This is a genomic window from Bacillus stercoris (assembly GCF_029772985.1).
Taxonomy (GTDB): Bacteria; Bacillota; Bacilli; order Bacillales; family Bacillaceae; genus Bacillus; species Bacillus stercoris.
This window is the reverse complement of sequence record NZ_CP121861.1, coordinates 2,119,094-2,137,179: the sequence shown is the minus strand read 5'-3', so window position 1 is coordinate 2,137,179 and position 18,086 is coordinate 2,119,094. Positions and strand designations below refer to the sequence as shown.

General features: G+C 35.2%; 16 protein-coding genes and 1 pseudogene. 13 read left to right on the top strand and 4 right to left on the bottom strand.

All coding sequences use genetic code 11. The features are described from left to right. Positions 1-316: 316 nt before the first annotated feature. The 4 genes from QA442_RS11325 to yonT all read right to left on the bottom strand — a co-directional run bounded on the left by QA442_RS11325 (position 317) and on the right by yonT (position 2,271). Positions 317-1,534, bottom strand: a complete 1,218-nt coding sequence (locus tag QA442_RS11325) for a hypothetical protein (protein ID WP_279474466.1) — start codon at positions 1,532-1,534, stop codon at positions 317-319. An 87-nt stretch (positions 1,535-1,621) separates the two neighbouring features. Then, positions 1,622-1,780 (bottom strand): hypothetical protein, encoded by a 159-nt coding sequence (locus QA442_RS11320; protein ID WP_243572767.1) that lies wholly within the window; start codon positions 1,778-1,780, stop codon positions 1,622-1,624. Positions 1,781-1,824: 44 nt separating this feature from the next. Then, a complete protein-coding gene (locus QA442_RS11315) occupies positions 1,825-2,076 on the bottom strand; it encodes a hypothetical protein (RefSeq protein ID WP_279474464.1) in 252 nt (83 codons plus the stop codon). Positions 2,077-2,094: 18 nt separating this feature from the next. Next, positions 2,095-2,271: a type I TA system toxin YonT gene (gene yonT, locus QA442_RS11310; protein WP_071579314.1), complete on the bottom strand. Its 177-nt coding sequence runs from the start codon at positions 2,269-2,271 to the stop codon at positions 2,095-2,097. A gap of 1,769 nt (positions 2,272-4,040) precedes the next feature. On the opposite strand from yonT, the gene QA442_RS11305 reads away from it, so the two are divergent. From QA442_RS11305 to QA442_RS11245, 13 genes and pseudogenes are all read left to right on the top strand, one after another. Continuing rightward, complete coding sequence (locus QA442_RS11305; protein ID WP_064814709.1) at positions 4,041-4,220, top strand: hypothetical protein; 180 nt, start codon at positions 4,041-4,043, stop codon at positions 4,218-4,220. A gap of 44 nt (positions 4,221-4,264) precedes the next feature. Then, on the top strand, positions 4,265-6,784 hold the full coding sequence (yonO, locus tag QA442_RS11300; protein WP_279474461.1) for a DNA-directed RNA polymerase YonO: 2,520 nt from the start codon (positions 4,265-4,267) through the stop codon (positions 6,782-6,784). 244 nt (positions 6,785-7,028) lie between these two features. Continuing rightward, positions 7,029-7,307, top strand: a complete 279-nt coding sequence (hupN, locus tag QA442_RS11295; protein WP_279474460.1) for an HU-related DNA-binding protein HupN — start codon at positions 7,029-7,031, stop codon at positions 7,305-7,307. Between the two features lie 559 nt (positions 7,308-7,866). Then, a pseudogene (locus QA442_RS11290) lies at positions 7,867-8,022 on the top strand (hypothetical protein); the annotation flags it as partial. A gap of 924 nt (positions 8,023-8,946) precedes the next feature. Continuing rightward, complete coding sequence (locus QA442_RS11285) at positions 8,947-9,132, top strand: YonK family protein (protein WP_019712268.1); 186 nt, start codon at positions 8,947-8,949, stop codon at positions 9,130-9,132. Positions 9,133-9,143: 11 nt separating this feature from the next. Then, complete coding sequence (locus QA442_RS11280) at positions 9,144-10,343, top strand: metallophosphoesterase family protein (RefSeq protein ID WP_279474457.1); 1,200 nt, start codon at positions 9,144-9,146, stop codon at positions 10,341-10,343. Between the two features lie 13 nt (positions 10,344-10,356). Then, positions 10,357-10,812 carry a hypothetical protein gene (locus tag QA442_RS11275; protein WP_192857828.1) on the top strand — a complete coding sequence of 152 codons (456 nt, stop codon included), beginning with the start codon at positions 10,357-10,359 and terminating at the stop codon, positions 10,810-10,812. A gap of 128 nt (positions 10,813-10,940) precedes the next feature. Beyond that, entirely contained in the window at positions 10,941-11,930 is a 990-nt protein-coding gene (locus tag QA442_RS11270; protein WP_279474456.1) for a hypothetical protein, read from the top strand. Then, positions 11,930-13,678, top strand: a complete 1,749-nt coding sequence (locus QA442_RS11265) for a terminase large subunit (RefSeq protein ID WP_279474455.1) — start codon at positions 11,930-11,932, stop codon at positions 13,676-13,678. Before QA442_RS11270 ends, QA442_RS11265 begins: the two co-directional genes overlap by 1 nt. Positions 13,679-13,701: 23 nt before the next feature. Further along, positions 13,702-15,240, top strand: coding sequence for a hypothetical protein (locus tag QA442_RS11260; RefSeq protein WP_279474454.1), 1,539 nt, complete (start codon positions 13,702-13,704; stop codon positions 15,238-15,240). A gap of 18 nt (positions 15,241-15,258) precedes the next feature. After that, positions 15,259-16,407, top strand: coding sequence for a hypothetical protein (locus QA442_RS11255; RefSeq protein WP_279474453.1), 1,149 nt, complete (start codon positions 15,259-15,261; stop codon positions 16,405-16,407). Between the two features lie 36 nt (positions 16,408-16,443). Continuing rightward, entirely contained in the window at positions 16,444-16,908 is a 465-nt protein-coding gene (locus QA442_RS11250; protein ID WP_279474452.1) for a hypothetical protein, read from the top strand. Between the two features lie 25 nt (positions 16,909-16,933). Continuing rightward, positions 16,934-18,037: a hypothetical protein gene (locus QA442_RS11245; protein WP_279474451.1), complete on the top strand. Its 1,104-nt coding sequence runs from the start codon at positions 16,934-16,936 to the stop codon at positions 18,035-18,037. The last annotated feature ends 49 nt before the right edge of the window (positions 18,038-18,086 follow it).

Here is an 18,086-nt window from a genome sequence, read left to right as displayed (position 1 = left end):
CCATTCATCATAGTAATATTATTTTTATTCTAATTTTATGTAATAATTTCTTATCCCCTTAACTTGTTTTAAGTATAACATGATCACTATAAATTATCAATGGTTATTTTATTTTTATTCTAATAGATTTATATAAGTTTTCGTTCAGCTTGCTGAACAAAACCGGACGTAAAGCGCCCTTCTTTACGGACGTATGTACTTAAAATGTTCTCCTTTTTTAAAATTTATTTTTATACCCTTTCCCTAAAGACTTAGGCTCTGAAACCCTTGATATGACTGACTTTTTTTCAAAGTTTAAGAGGTTTGTTCTATTAACCTATTCATTTAACCATTCTAAAAGCAGCTTCCTCATTCTTAAAGATGGAATGAATAATGTTATTTCTTTTCCATCTCTTATACCTGATCTCCATATCCACTGTACTAATTCAGATAAAGCAAACAAATCCTGATCAATTGTGATATTATATTTATTCTTAAAGTAACTATAAAGGATTGTATTAACGTATCTGTTTATTGTATAAGCTAAATGTTTCTTATGTTTAAATTCATTTGTAGCACGTGCATTACAGGAAACAAAACCTTTTGTATATCCATTACCTTTTATTTTATTCTTATGTTCTGAATAGGTCGTCCACATTGCTTCATCACTTGATGACTTAACAATGTTGTTAAAGTAATTGAATACATTGTTCTTTACCTTCTTGATTGTATAAGGTGACTTATCTTTGTACCAGGTTGATGATAATGAATAATCTAACTGGCCTACAGCATTCAAGTTACCTTCATAAATTTTAATCTTATTACGGATCATTTTCTTAACGTTGTTTTCAAAGTCTTTATTGTATTGAGTAAACCGGTATTCCCCATCTACATAGGATGAGACATACTTTTCATAAGCAATATCATTTACATCATAATAATATCTTTGTATCTGAGCATCAAACATGTAAGTTAATATGTAAACCTCTTTAAACAATTTGAATACCTCAGCTGGAAAGTTCCAAATTAATATACTGTCTTTAAAATAAACAAGATTGTTATTTAAAGCCATGTCCCTAATGTCATTGTAACGTGTCTCATAATCCCTTTTATCTTCATTCCATTTAACAATACCATCTTCAACATAAATTAGTTTTGAATCAAAAAGGGTTGTAAGATCATGTGTTTTCACTTGTAGCTGCTCAACTACTTCCATAACCTCGTCTAATATTAAAGTGTAGTTACCTGAAAGGATCAGCTCTTTTGTTTCATCGTTTGCATTCTTAAATAAGTTATGAGTTGCAACAATGTTTTTATTCTGTGATAAGAGTTCATGAAGTGATTCAAATTTGTATTGAGTCTTATCCCCTTTTGTTCTTACTTTAGGTTCATACATTTGTCTGTTAACTACGCTTTTCTTTATCCGCTCAACCTCATTAAGATAAGGTGTGACAAATATAAAGTTATCTTCTGGGTTAGCGTTGTTCATGTAGTTAATAGCTGCTGATGTCTTACCAGATCCCATTATGGAATCAACTACTTTAACTATATTCATTCAGCATCTCCTTTTCATTTAATTAAAACAAAGGAACGATAAATGTTTACCGCTCCTTATTTACAGTTTGATATTTAACTGGTGTGTTCAAGGCTCATGTTGTTTAACTTTGCTTATCTCTTCTCTGTACTCTAAAAGGTCTGAATTAATTCTGTCAGTTGTATTCTTGATGGAGTCAATATCTTTCTTGAGCATTTCTAATTCCTTTGTGAGTTGCCGAATAGCATCCAGGAATTTTTTCTCCACTCATCTCACCTCAATGATTTAATTATACCATGAGGCCTATATGATTAGCGTGACTTGGTTCTTAGTTTAAGAAAAGCAAAATAGATGATCCATAACAATATGGCAATGATACATGTGACAACAAAAATTGTGGTGATTAGCGTCTGTCCTTCGCTGCTGAAGTAATCTTTGATGAGTTGAAACATCAAGAATAATCCAATGAATGTGATATGGGTAAACCATAGTGAGAATCGCTTCATGTTTACAATGTGCTTGATCATGTTATAATATGGGTAGGAACTAAAGGAGAAGTTCATTCCCCTTTAGCTTAGCTCTCATCTGCGTATACGTTTGCGTTGTCTCTTTGGTCGGAGCCGCTTGCGTATACGCTTTTTCTTTTTGCTTGTCCCATTCTTTAGGTTTCTTATCTTCTCAACTATTGTTAGACTGTTGATTGTAAGAACCGTTAAAGATATGAGGAAAGCAACTATGATACCCACTTTCTCAAGCACTATGTACACCTCCTTTCCTATGACTCTATTATAACATAGTTAACCGATAAAGTCATTTTATTTTTATTCTAATTATTTATATTTTGTTGGTGAATGTAATGATATTTTAATTGGTCTGTATGATGATTTAGCTGTTGGGATAGCAATGATATTGGGATGAATATAGGATGGCGTAGATAGGTGTTATATTGATTCTGAGAGCGTGTGTGAAGAGTAAATAACGAAGAGCATATGATTATATAAGGTATGGTTATGTATAGTGTTGAGGATAAAAATAAATATGTCTTCGATTCCCTCGGATTCGTTATAAATACGATTATCTTTAATGAACGGTTATTCATTTTTGTATTGCCGACCAATTTATTTTTTAAAATTTATTCTTGTGTTCGGCCTGGAATTATGTTAGAGCTGTGTTGAATAAACAGGATTAAAGAATTCCCTACATAAGGTATATTATATGGGGTTTCCACTGCCAGTATATGGGGGTATATTTACATCTAATGGTAAAAATAAGGGAACAAATGTGCCCATAGCACTTCCATTTCCACACCCTATCCAAATTTACATTTTCCCAATTCCACATTAAATCGTCCTTTTTCACATCGTAATCGTTATCGTAAAAATCTATATTATCAATGTTTTTCACTCTTCAAATTTCTCCTTTTCATCAATTTCTCCTTAAAACGACTTCTTTCCCCTACTCTCACTTACGTTTTACGATCGTTTGCCCCCTATTCACTAATTAAAGTATCAAATATCCTTATGTTTACTGTCTTTTTTAGCCCTTTATAAATTTTTACGATAAGCATGTTTTTCGTGCAAATAACATTACGATATGCAAACCAAATCCAAAATAAAAAAGGTGATCTTAATTCATCACCACCTTTTCTTGTGTCTATCCCCACTTTTCATCATCTGATATCCATTTATTTGCCCGTAAATCCAATGATTTATAATGATCATGAATAACAAAGTATGAAGGCAAGTTCATTTTATGACCTTGAGCTGCTTTCCAACACTCATAAAACCACTCTGTGAATGCTTTATGTTCTTCCCTTTCTATTTCAATATCGTTGTTTTCATAAAACTCATCAAATTCCTTTTTATTCTCCCTAGATAGTTGAAAATATTTAATATCAGGTATAACTTAAGTGCTCCCTGAAAAAATTGTTTTGTCTTCTCCTTCATAAAACACTTCACTTGCCTCTTTATCCATTGAAAACATTCTTATTGATATTTCAAATCTTGTTGGATCAATAAAGGCCATGTAGTCCACTAAATCAATATCAATATAAAAATTGTAGTTGATTGTTTTTTGATTTCCCTTGTTAATAAAGCTGTGTGTTGGCCGAGATTTTGCTTAACTGTTTTGATATAGTCTTCCAGTGAGAACATTTAATTACCCCTTTTTCTTATTTGTTTGCTTAATAAAGTAGTAAACCACCCATCCAATTATGATGACAGACAGCCCCCAATACTTTTGCTCAGTTGGAAGCATGTAAGATATTAAAATAGCTAAGACTAGTGACGGCAACATAATCATGTAGTATTTCTTTCTATTTTTCATAATCTTCTTCCCCTTTTTATTAATAAACTTAATACGCTTATATCGCCTATTAGTTTCGATAATACATCTCGAAATTAAAAATTTTTGAAATTAATGTTTACAAGAATAAAAATAAAATATATAATCAAGTCACCTGCTAAACACAGGAATTTTTATTAGTTTTATTTAGAATAAAAATAATATTGCTTATGGAGGTGATTAAATGAAAAAACAGTATATGTTTAGTAACTTAATTGGTTTTCTTGAAACTAAAGTTATTAATGAAACAGCAACACCAGAAGAAGAAAACCTTTATCAAGACTATTTGTGGTACGGAACAGTTAATAAAAAAAGTCATACATACAGAAATTTAGTGTCTCAATATTTAAATAGTAGTTATTAAGGATAAAAATAAAATAGTTTATTAATTTACAAGGGGAGAATTTATTGAAAGGAAAAAAAGACGGTCTAAATAAGCAAGTACATATTTACAGTATTGATACTTCTGCTTTTTATAATGATCAAGAAAACAAATTACATAACAAGATTTTAAAATCCATTAGGTACAGAGATCATCTTAAAAAACTCGAAAATATTGATAAAAAACATAAGAAGTACATAACGCAAAGGATTATTTCCTTAAAAGAAAATCTTTATAGCGCCTTTAACAATCATAATCAAATAAGAACCCTTAGAACAGATTCCCTGAAAGATAATAATGTGATTGCATTATTTGATTCAGTCTTAACACGGACATTGGGAATCAAAGAAAACACACTCTCTGAAGAGATTATTGTCGTCCAAACTTATCATTTTCAAATTTTAAGGGACATTATAGATAAAGGATTCATACATAACAATGAGAAATACGTTTATTTCACTAGCAGTGCCGGTCAAATACGAACCAAAAAGTCTTGTTTTATCAAGCAAAGCACCTTAGATAAGTATCATAATGCTTTAACTTGTGGTCTTAGTGTGGAGCATATCAATACTCAAGGTGGAAGCAGCATAAACAAATGGAATAGCTACATGGCCTTATCGAATAGCGCCAGCAGTCCATGGGAAATTGATATTGATAAAGCAATTGTCGTAAATGACTTAGAAACAAACGTTTCCAGCCTGGTTGATTATATTGACCGTGATACATATGAAATCACTCGTAAAGTTATGAATATTCCTATAGAACATACAGATGGTTGCGGAATGATGCTTCCCAGTTTGAGCCAGAAAAGCTTTATGGTCAGATTACCTTGGGTTAAGGGTCTGCTAGTTCCATTTGATTTTAGAAAGTTTGCTGAAAAACACAGTTCATTTATAGTTAAGGACGTCTACGGTAAAGAATGGGACATTATTAAAGAGGATATCCAAATAATTTTTACGAAAAGCCAGTTTAAGATGTGGAAGTACTATGATTCTTGGGATGATTACCGCTTTAAATTTAAAAAGTATGGATGTTTAGGAGCTAAATTAAATGAAGAAGATCCGTCTGTTGAGGGAAAACTGACTTACCAGATGCTACAAACACTCACGGATATCACAGATGAGGAATTGAAACAAATCAGCTCAAAGACTGTTAGTGAGATTACTCAATTAGGCACTGATAAAGAAACAATGATGAAAGTTTTAGGGGCTAGCGAGAAAAATAAACATAAGACAAGCCTTCAAGAAGCTCTACTAATATATCCTGAGCTGCTAAATGATGATCACACCAAAGAAATCATTAAGAATAAGAAGAAGAGTATGATTAAGGACGCCAAATCAGGAAAATTACTTGTCAGTGATGCTAGGTATACGTATTTATGCCCAGATCTATATGCTTTTTGTGAAAGATTGTTTCTTGGAATTGAGAATCCGAAAGGACTACTTTCAGGAAGCGATGTCCATTGTTCTTTATATGATGAAGGGTATATTGATATCCTCCGCTCCCCTCACCTATTCAGAGAGCATGGTGTTAGGTGGAACAAGAAAGATGAGGAATATGAAAAGTGGTTCATTACCCCAGGTGTTTATACCAGCATTCATGATCCGATATCCAAGCTGCTGCAGTTTGACAATGACGGGGATAAGGCCTTAATTATTTCTGATGAGCTAATCGTCAATATTGCCAAGCGTAATATGGAGAACATCGTTCCTTTGTATTATGAAATGTCTGTAGCCCAGAAACAAGAGATTAATAGCAGAAACATCTATGAAGCACTAACTCTTGCTTATGGAATCAATATCGGGGAGTACAGTAACAACATCACTAAGATATGGAACAGTGACAATATAAACCTGGACGTGATCAAATGGTTATGCATGGAGAATAACTTTACTATCGATTTTGCAAAAACCTTATTCATGCCCACCCGCCCTGATCACGTTGATGAGAAAATCAAAGATTACATAAAAAATAAAGTGCCCCACTTCTTCATCAATGCAAAGGATAAAGAAGAACATAGCGTAGAATCGATTAATGAAAGTACAGTAAATAAGTTAGACTCCATTATCCCTTCTGACCGAATCAACTTTGCTGCAGTTGCAGGAAAATTTGATTACCGCTTCTTACTCAAAAACAAAGAGATTAAACTTAATGAAGCCGTAATTAATGAATATAAACGTCTTGATCGAAACAAAAAATGGCTTATGAATGATGAAGAAGCTAAACCAGGACAAAAACTTTATGTCTATAAGATTATCAAACAAAAACTATTGGAAATACATAATGATGACGGATTTATTACAGATGTATTGGTAAAACATCTATATAAGAAAAAAAGTAAATTCAAGTCGACACTGTGGGAGTGCTTTGGCGATATTGTACTGGAGAACATTAAGCATAATTTAAAGACCTTTAAAGGATGCTGTATTTGTGGAAAAGCTTTTAAGCCAACATCTAACAAAGCGAAGTACTGTCAGTCTTGTGGAAAGAAAAAAGAACGTGACAAATACAAAAAATATAACAAAAAGAGAATTAACCACCGTTAGAAAGTGCCTTGAGCCTTACTCCCCCAAGGTGTACAGCGATTTTACCGAAAAAAACTTCAACAAAAAAGTGTCTTTATCCCTTGGTGCTACTGGGTTGAGAGCACTTTTGGAGATAATCGTCATAAGGGAGACAGAAAGCTAATTTCCACATAAAAGGGCTAGTACGTTTCCCCCCGTCTATATAAAAGACAATCTTTATTGTTCATTTAGAATAAATTTAAAAATACTTAGGAGGAAATTGATTATGAAAAAAACAGAACTAATCGCTAAAGTGGCAGAAAAACAAGGGGTATCTAAAAAAGAAGGAGCTCCCAGTGTCGAAAAAGTCTTTGACACTATTTCAGAGGCATTAAAAAGTGGAGAAAAAGTAAGTATTCCTGGTTTCGGAACATTTGAAGTTCGTGAACGCGCAGCTCGTAAAGGGAGAAATCCCCAGACAGGAGAGGAAATTGATATTCCGGCTACAAAAGCACCTGCATTTAAGCCGGCAAAAGCACTTAAAGACGCAGTCAAAGCTAAATAATCAGTTAATGAGGACGACAGGAAAGGCTACCTGCACGCTTTGTCACAAAGAGCTTATGCTCCTAAAAGTGGCAGAGTTGGAAGTTATGGAGGAAATTGTCGACCTCCCCTCTTTTCGCTTTTCATCTTCAACTCCGGGTTAATTAATTATAGTTATTTATTTATGGCATGGGGGTGCCGTCAATAATTAGTTGATTACTGATATTTGGGATATCAGTTCTCGACTAATGTTCATTTATGAAGGTAAAGACTAATCTAAATGAATATTAGTGGAGATTCCTCTCCAGTGCGGACTAGCTTTTCTTGATTAAACAATATCTACTCCCTTCTTTTCTGTATCATTCTGACACAAAACTGCGGCTGGTCATTGCAGTTAGTCGGATAATAGTCATTTATGAGGGTGCGAAGTTAACTCGGATGTCTGTATCTTCAGGAGACAGATAAATGGCTATTATCGGGCTAAACATGTCGGTAAGACCTTTGCTACTCAAGTTTTTCATGTAGGGTGAATCCCATCACAGTCTTACTATGGGTGACATGTAGCCTGAATATTAATTGCGGTGTATTGCTTCGGCTTGCACTTAGGGAAGGTAGATGCGTCTCCCTTCCCTTTAAATAATGCCCTTGTAAGCTTTGATGCTTATTATGCGGTCAACAAAATTTTTCCGGGTAAACGAGTCTTCTATACTCGTAAAATAAGTGGAATAGTGTTTGGGCGATTGATTACCGCTCCTATTTCACAGAAAAGGATTATTTTCGGTCTTGTCTTTTCAATTTCACTAGAAAACATATTCATTATTTTATTCGCTATTTCTTCTTCAAGTTTCTGAATGGAGACTTACCTTTCCCATGCACATACCTCCTTACACGGGTCAGAGAAAACTGTGCAAAATAAATGGCGAGCGTTTGAGACGCTTTGTTTCTCAATAAGGCGTGTAACCCGACAAGAGAGACTGAAAATGCCATTGAGAAGGCTTATATTGGGTCTTTCCTTCTCAAATTATTTTTCCCTTGGTTCCCAGACTCTAAGGGATGAGCAGTTGGCAAGCAACATAAAAACTTGATATATAAGATGCAATGATAATAGGAACTTTAAACACATTTCAGAAAGGGTGTATTTTTGTTGTCATAATTCATCTGCCATGTGCAGAAGTCGAATCAGGTTTTCGCACAGCGATTACCGTTTTATATGCTCATGTACCATGATGTACAAGGAGTTCCTGAAGACGTTATTATGGCGTCTTTTGATATTTCGACTTACTTATAGTTTGTCGACTGCAAAGGTTTCAGTCGCTGAACCCGTAATCAGCGTAATCCTGTCGATCTGAAGGCTTGCGTCCCAACGTGAGCTACTGACGTAGGTGAAACGGGGTTAGAATGTAATCAGAACAAGGTCATCTAAATCGTTAGAAGGCCTTTTTGTGCTTGCGTTTTACTTTACCGATCAGCCGGAATGTGCTTACGATCCTTCCGGTACGCAAGTTATCAATAATCTCCTTCGGGCGTTTCCCCAACGCCTATCCGACTTATCTTTTCATCTCCTTTATATCCCCTTTTCGGACGTTACCGATGCTTCGGATCATCGGGCTTCCGAAGGAGCTTATTGTACGTAAATAAAACACATATTGGAGGAATTTAATTTGGCTAAGAAAGTTCATACAGTAAATTTAAAAGGTAACTATACTTACATTGATGGGATTATTGAAGAAGAAACAAAAACAGACATCGAGCGTTATGATCTGAATTCAATTTTAAAATCATTTGATGGTCGGAAAGTGAAAATTTCTATTACCGAGGAAGACGAACTTCCACAAATCAATGAGTAGGTGGTGACTGAATGACAGCTATTTTAGATACTGTTTTACAACGAGAAAAAGACGAATCATTTACTGATTATCATATTAGACTTTTCAAAAACAAAGACACTTATCACATTGACACAAAAACAATTGCTGCTCTTTTAAATAAGGATCAGGGAACCAACTATGATGAAAGCAAATGGCGCAAAGACTTTAAACAATATGAGCGCTGGCACGATTACTTTATCTCAAAGAATGTTGATAAAGAAATCCTTGATAAATATGAAACTATACGTATTGAATCTGAGAAAGAAAAAATCAGAAAGCAAGACCAAAACAGAGAGTTCAAAAAGAAGATTTCAAATCAAGCACGATTTGAAAAAATTAGAGATGATGTTGTTCAAGCTATTGCTTCTCTAGAGTCAAAAAGACCCCTTCGCTTCACCTTCCCATCACCTGCTATTGCTGAAAAACATGGACTCGCTCTATTCAGTGATTGGCACTTCGGAATGGAAATCGACAACCGTATTAATAAATTCAATAAAGAAATCTTTAATGAACGTGTAGAACATCTCACCAACAAAGTGATTGAGTATGGTAAGCAGAATCACGTTTCCACACTACATGTAGCAAATCTCGGTGATCTAATTGGAGGGCTTATTCATGTGTCTACAAGAGTTCAGGCCAATGAAGATGCTGTAGAACAAATTAAATATGTATCAGAAACGCTCGCTGAGGTTTTAGCGATGTTGGCAAGTGAGTTTCAAGAAGTTAAGTTCTACAACGTAGCAGGCAATCACGGTCGCCTCTCCCCTTCTAAAAATGATGTAGGGATTAAAGAAAACTTTGAATACCTCATTAATTGGTACCTCGAAGCCAGATTGAAGAACATAAAGAACATCTCCATTGAACCCGAGCAAGACGGTTTCATCCCCGCTAAAATCAACAATCATAAAGTCGTGTTTGTCCACGGTCACTATGATCGTGTTGATCAATGCGTAACCCGCCTACCTCAATTACTTGGCTATATCCCTTCTTACATATTTGGTGGTCATATTCATCACAACTATGAAAAAGAATATGGCAGCACAACAGTTGTTGTAAACGGAGCGCTTGTTGGCGCTGATGATTATGCTATGCAGGGTCGCTTTGGTACGAAACCGTCTCAAAAGTTTATGGTCTTTAATGATGACGGTGTTGAGGCTACATACATTATTCGTTTTAAAAATGAAAACTAAAGGAGGAACCTGCTTGGATTTAGCAATGCATGAAGTGTATAACCTTCACTTATATGATAGAAAAACTGAGGAATCTTTAGTTGATTTAACAACACTTCAAGATGTTGAAATTTTTTATAGTGATGAACATGAAACGTATTTGATTTTTGCAAAGAATGCTCTGCTAAATTTTGAGACACTTAAATTTTTAGGTGATTATAAAGCCCCTACCTCCTTTGAATCAAAGTTGGGAAAGAAACAATATATTTCTGTTTTAACTGAGACACCTAAGCATGAATTCAAACTGTTGGCTGAAACTGTCGGTTCTCGCCCTGAGTCATCAGAGGCCCATAGAGTTACCTTAGAATTTAACAATGTAGAAATTATTTCTAGGGCTGAATTAAAAGGTGTTAACGGAGAAGTATCGGGCTTAGACTTGATTTTTAAAGTGAACCCAGTTGATAAAGAATTTTTTAAAATTCACTATTGATAAAACTTTAATTTTATCCAAATAAGCACCTTTTTAGAACGCCCAGCGATGATTGCGGTACTCCCCTTCCACTCTATTACTGGGCGTTTCATAAAATGTGTTTACATCAACTTTATGGAGGTGAAATGGTGGGTCGGAAACCTAAAGAAAAAGAAAAACTGTTATGTGCTGCATGTCAAAAGGAAAAAGACAAAGATTCTGGCTTTTATAATTCCCGTAGCAAGCTTTACGAAAAAATAGGAAAAGTACCAATTTGTAAATCTTGTCTCAAGAAAAATATAGATTACAACAACATGGACACTGTATACACTGTCTTACAGCAAATCGATGTCAAATTTGATCCTTTATACTGGGAGCAAGCAGTTCAAAGAAAAACTGACACATTTAGTGCATATATGACAATGGCAAATTCTCTAAAGCAGTTTAATGGAACTGGTTGGAAGGACAGTATTCTAGAACAACAAGAAAAAGCTATTGCTGCCGAAACTCAGCGTGATTCAGTAGAACAAGTCTCAGATGAAATAATTGATAAATGGGGAATTGGTTATACACCCGATGAATACCACCAGTTTGAAAGGAAGTACAACAAACTCATTCGAAATTATGGAGAAAAAACCGCTCTCCATACTGAGGGATTACTCTCCTATATTCGCTTTCGTGTCAAAGAGGAATTAGCTACAGCTAAGGGTGAAGTAAAGGAAGCTAAAGAGTGGGGTCAAATGGCTTCAAAAGCAGCTACTGACGCAAAGATCAACGTTTCTCAGTTAAGCAAAAGCGATATTAGTGGCGGTGTGGATGTGCTCTCACAACTCTTCGAAGCAGTTGAAACTGAATTAGGCATCATCCCTCTCCTTCCCCGCCTAACCGCTCAACCTTACGATGATGCTGATTTAATCATTTGGGCCATAATCAATTATTACAGAAGACTAGAGGATAAAGAAAAAGTAGCTTATAAAGACATATATCATTTTTACGATGAGATGCTCGAAGAAGATTTCAAATCAAAAGGTCTAACTACAGAAGAAATTGAAAACTTGAAAAAAGCACGAAACAACGTTTTCCGTGACTTAGAAGATGTGTATAAAGAGCCACTTTACGATACTGGGGATGAAGAATAATGGCAAGCTACAAAAACTTCACCTCTAAGAACAATAAACATACGAAAAATCGAACAGATATTTATGAATCTTCATTTGAAACTCCAGTAAATCCTAATGATAGCTCTAACTTAATACAGAAAAACATTTCAAAATGGGCAGAATTCACCTCCTTTATCCGTTTTTATCCTGATATTTTTTATGACATGTTAAAGCCCGAAGTTGGTGGAATTGAACTTGATTTATACCAAAGAGTTATGATGAGAACCCTAAGTCGCTTCCCTCAAAATTATTTCTGTATTCCTCGCGGCGGATCAAAAACCCTCACTCAAATCATGGTTGCGTACCATACAGCAATCTGCTTCCCAAATGTCACATTAGCAATAACCGCTTCAACCAAAGAATCTGCGGTTAAAATTTGGAAAGAAAAACATGATGAAATTTTAAGGTTCTATCCTTCTATTGCAGATGAAATCAAAAGCGAAAGTTTTTCCAAAGATACTGGAAGAGTTGAATTTCAAAATGGCGCAATTATCGATAACCTAGCCAATGCCCAATCTTCAAAGGGATTACGTAGAAGACGTGGCTCTCTTGAAGAATCTGCATTAATCGATAAAGATCTCTATGATGATGCCATTGAACCAATATTCAATATTCCACGAACTACAATGACTGGTGAAATTGATCCTGCAGAATTAAATGGTCAAATAAACCGTTTTTCAACATCAGGATACAAAAACTCTGATGAATACGAAAAGATTCTTACTATGGTTAAAGAAACTGGTGACTTGAAAGGCTCCTTTGTGTTTGGATCTGATTGGAGAATTCCTATCCACTTTGGTCGTCAAAAAATGTCCACGATTAATAAAGCCAGACAAGGAAACGTTACCCGCTTTCGACAAAACTACCTTTGTGATTGGATTGGTGCAAGTGACGGAGCTTTAATCAACATTAGTAAATTAATTAAAGCCAGAACTATTACACAACCAGAGCTATCTTGTCCTCGGGATAAAAACAAAAACTTTTTGCTTAATGAGTATGTTATTGGTGTAGACGTTGCACGTTCTGCAGCTGAGTCAAACAACAAAACGGCTATTATTGTTTTAAAAATTATTAGGAATAGTAACAACCATATTAGACAAGTTCAAGTAGTTAATATCATTGAACCACCTAATGGATTAAGCTTTAAGGAACAGTCCATCATGGTGAAAAGAGTTTTTAAAAATTATGGCGGAAACCAAGACCTCTCACTCTCTAGAGTAAAAGCTGTTGTTGTTGATGGTAATGGAGTCGGCGGTGGATTAATCGACCGATTATTAGAAGATGTTACTGATCCTGAAACAAATGAAGAGCTTGGATGTTGGGCTACAATTAACACTGATCAAAAACCAGACGTGCCTAATTCACCTGAAGTCGTTTACAATCTAAAATCACAAGGTATAAACCAGGATATTATCACCCAGTTTTTAGACTATGTTGAATCGGGGAAGTTAAAGTTACTCAAAGCTTTCGAAGATATCAAAAACCAAAAAGACATTGCAGACGATGTTATGGTTGAAGCAGCATGTATTCAAACTCAGTTGTTTATTGACGAAGTGGCCAACCTACGGATCAAGAAAAACCAAAATTCTTTTACTGTAGAACAGGTTGTAAAACGTATCGATAAAGACAGATACAGTGCGATTGCTTACGCCTTATATTACATTGCTCAATTTTTAGAGAAAGAGGAATCCGATGAAGAATATTCATTTGGGTTCTTTTTTAATTGAATTTTTTAATCAGGAGGTGAAAAATGGATACCCAAAAAGAGCCGTCCTATGAATATAATACTGATTTATCAAACCTGGATTCGCTATTCTTCAATACCTCAAATACTTCAGTTTCATATGATCGAGTGAAAATTTGGCTTAATAATCACAATCTTTATAACAAACAAATTCGAAATGCCTCAAAATTTCTTTATAATTCAAATGGTATTTACAGGAATGTAATTGACTACATGGTTTCTCTCCCTACCCTAGACAGAGTTGTCTACGGGAACTCAAATGATCATAGTCAATTAAAATTGGACAAACGAACTTATGGAATCGCATTAAGAAAAATAAATGACAAAAATATTGTTCGAGATTCACTTAGAAAATTAAGTCTTTACGGCACATCTTTCCATTATTTTGAATCAGTTGCAGCTGACAACTTTCCTAAAACACTTAGTGATTATGAAGTTGATTCAATATCTGAAATCAACGATACAAAAGAGTTCAATTGTTCTATCCTCCCTCTCCCTATCGATTACTGCAAAATTGTCGGGAGAAAAAATTCTTCATATTTGGTGGCTTTTGATGTATCCTACTTTGATCAATTCACAAGCAAAGGGAGATCTTTAAAACTTAAAAGGTGGCCAAAGGAATTTAGACAAGGTTATGTTGAGTACAAAAAAGATCTCAATAAACGTTGGCTCGTATTAGACAACAATAAGACGATCACCGTTAAAGGTAGCGCTGATTTGGAAGACCAATGGGGACGACCGATTGGACTAGCTGCATTTGTTGATATGGTTTATGACGATTATTTTGTTGATACAAAAAGAAACATTCTTGATGATTTGAACAGTACATTAATTTATCAAACATTACCTGAAGGTGAAAAGAAAGGTGTATCTTCTTTAACACAAAAGCAACAAGAACAACAGCACAACAGTATCAAAAATGCCTTAGTTTCTAAAGGCGCTGTCAAAGGGATAAAATTCTTCTCTTTGGCCTCAGGTACTAAGCTAGACAAGCTTGAGACTAATGTTGATTTCCTTAAAGTCAAAGGTGAAGATGAATTAATAAAACGAATATCAACTAACTTAGGTTTTGCAGGTTCAGCGTTAAATGGTCAAGACGGAAATTATTCCTCTCAATCTACAAACATTGAAATGGTGTCCTCACAAATTTTCTCCTGGTTAGAACAGATATCTAGTGAGTTTAACAAAGTCATTAATGCAAATATCATTAAAAATCCCAATTCTTATGTTGAAGTTTACTATCTCCCCCTTACCCACGTTAACCGAAAAGAAAAAGTCCAAAATATGAAGGACTTGTACACGAGTGGTCGAGGAAGTTTAACTGCTTGGATAGCAGCTACTGGGTGGAATCCTGATGCCTACTTGTCATTAATGGAATATGAAAAAGAAGAAGGATTTGATGAGAAGTTCCCTGTTCATGCAACTTCCTACACTATGAGTAAGAATGATAAGTCTGCTGGTCGTCCTGAAGACGATAGTTCTCAAAACGAGAACACCATTAAGTCCAAAACTAATAACAGTAACGGTACGCCCTCTGGCTCATGAAGGGAGGTGAATTAATATTTGAGAAGTGCAATCTTAGAGATTAATAATCAACGAAAAGTAAGTGGACGAACCTTTGTAAAGTGGGTTGTTCTTGAAATACATGAAAACAATACCCAATACAATAAAAACGGTATTACCTGGATCGAAAAATACGTTAATGCAAACTTAAATTCCATTAAGGATATGCCGCTGTGTGTAGAATTTATTGATTGTGAAAACAGTGAGCCATTTGGTCATGGCATGACAGAAATTAAAGATGGAACTCCCCTGTTTGAAAACAGCACTGTAGTTGGTGTTACAACCAATGGATATATCGACACTATAGAAGTAAATGGTCAACAAAAAAGAGTGTTAATTGGTGAAGGTTTTATTTACAACCAAAGGTACCCTAAGTTTGTACAATGGCTTAAATCGAAAATGTTTGATGGCGAATTCCCTGAGACCTCAGTAGAAATTTCTGCTGTTGAAGACAGCTCTTCAATTGAGTATGACGGTGGGTATAAAGAAAAAGGTCGTATACCTATGAGATTTGATTTCACCGGCGACGCAATTCTCGGAATTGACCCAGCTGATGATGCTGCTGTCTTACTGGAACTAAATAATAATCACAAGGAGGAACAGTCAATGGCAAAAACACAAGATGAAGCATTAGTTGAATTGAATAATAAGCTAAACATTGAGAATAAAGCACTTGAAACAAAAGTGACTGAACTTAATGAGGCGCTCAAGAAAAAAGATGAGGAGTTAAATGCTGCAGTAAAAGCAGCTAAAGATGAGAAAGCAAAAGTTGAGGAGAAAGAAAAAGAAATCAAAAAAGCAAAAGAAGAAAAAGAAAAAGCTGATGCCGAGTTGAATTCACTGAAAGAATTTAAACAAAACGCAGAAAACGAAAAGCTAAAAAGTGAACTAAATCAAGATCTCAATAAATATACAGAGAAAGAAAAATCGGTCGCGAAAGAAAAAATCGAACTCTTCTCCAAATCCCCTTCGCTTGAGCTAAAGACACAAATTCTCTCTGAAATTAACTCTTCAATTGCTCAATCATTTATTGCACAACGTCAAAAGAATCAATCAACTGAAACAAATAGCACTAATGATAAAGACATTTTTTCAGAAATTAATGATGCTGGACAAGAAAGTTCAGTATCTATTGATGATCTCTATTAAGATAAAATAACACTTTTATAGAAATGAGGAATTTATATGTTCAAGTTTGGAACTATTGGTGCCTTCAAACAGGTACGAAATAACCCGCGTTGTAAAGCAACGAAAGATTTAGTGCCTGGGTTGGTTGTGTTACCAGATGACTCTACCGGCCTGGCGCCTACCCCTGCCGATGCTACAGCAGCAAAGGGCGACATTTATGTTGTTGGCAATATCATTGATAAACCTGAGGTTAGAAACAAAGCTGATTTTAAAGTATTGAAAGATGAATACGTTCGGGCTTTCCGTGCAACTGATTTGACTGATCTACCAGTTGAGTTGAGTCAAGATACAGTTCAAGGTTTTGACGCTCTCATTGTGGGCGATGTTATTGTCCCAGCAGGTGATGGAACTGGTCAATGGACTAAAGCTGGAGAAGATGTTGCTGATTATAAAGTTAAGCTTAAAGTTCTTGAAAAAACTACATTCGGTGGTAAAGGACTGTACTTAAAAGTACAAGCCTAATCCCTAACTTTTGGAGGTAAAACTTATGAAAATTGAACTTAATAACGTAAAACGGGATTCAGATGTGTTTGCTAATCCCAAGTTAAATTCAAAATCGCCAATTATTGAGATCTTCTCTGCAATTGCAACAGGAAAAGATATTTCTAAATTCGGTAATAAAGCCGATACAGTTATGAAACATGTCAAAGATTTAGCAGCTCAAGCTGTACTAGGAAACCCCGTGGCAAAAGCTGAAATAAATACAATTGTTAGATTGGCAATTGAACCTAAACTTATTTCAGCTGTTAAATTATTTGATTTCATGGGTACTTTTAGACAAATCGGTTATGATCAACAACCAATGATGACTACATACGCACACGAATCAATTAGAAGTGGTTTCCAAGCTTCTCGTGGAGACGTTCCTTTTGCTACTACAACTTGGAACGAATACCCTATTGGAACACAGACTATTTCAGCAGGCTATGCTGTTAATTACCGTGAAATCCAAAGTGGAAACCTAGATAAAGTTGCTGAAGGTATGGAACAAGTTCAGACCGATATGATGAATAAAGCTATGTATTATGTCGTAAATGAAATGTACAACGCCATTAAGTCAGCTACCGGTGTTAAATATTTCTCGGAAAATGCCGGTATTCAAAAATCTGCAGTTGATGACACTATTAAGAAGGTTCGTAGATTCGGTCAACCATCTATCGTTGGTGATTATTCTGTTATTTCTCAGTTAAATGATTTTGCTGGATTCCAAGCAGTCGCCGGAGATGCGACTAGTACAAAATTGCCTGAATCAGTAATGGATGAAATCCGCAAGACAGGTTTACTGAGTACTTATAAAGGTTCTTCTGTTGTTGAATTACCTAATGCATACAACCTCACTGAACTTAACAAGACTGGAGATAACTTCAAAACTTACCTTCCTGAAGGTCTTCTATTCTTCATTCCTCAAGGTGCAAAATCTCCTCTTCAAGTATTCCAACGTGGTGGATTAACTTCTATGACAGGTAACGATATCGTGTCTGGTACAGAGATTACTCGATTTGACATGGAAATCGGTGCAGGTGTAGCTAAAGGACAAGAATATCAAATCGGATTAATCCGTGATGAAAATTTCGAAATCACACCTGAATAAAATCATTATGGAGGGCATTGTCCCTCCTAAGTAAAATTATGGAGGGCAT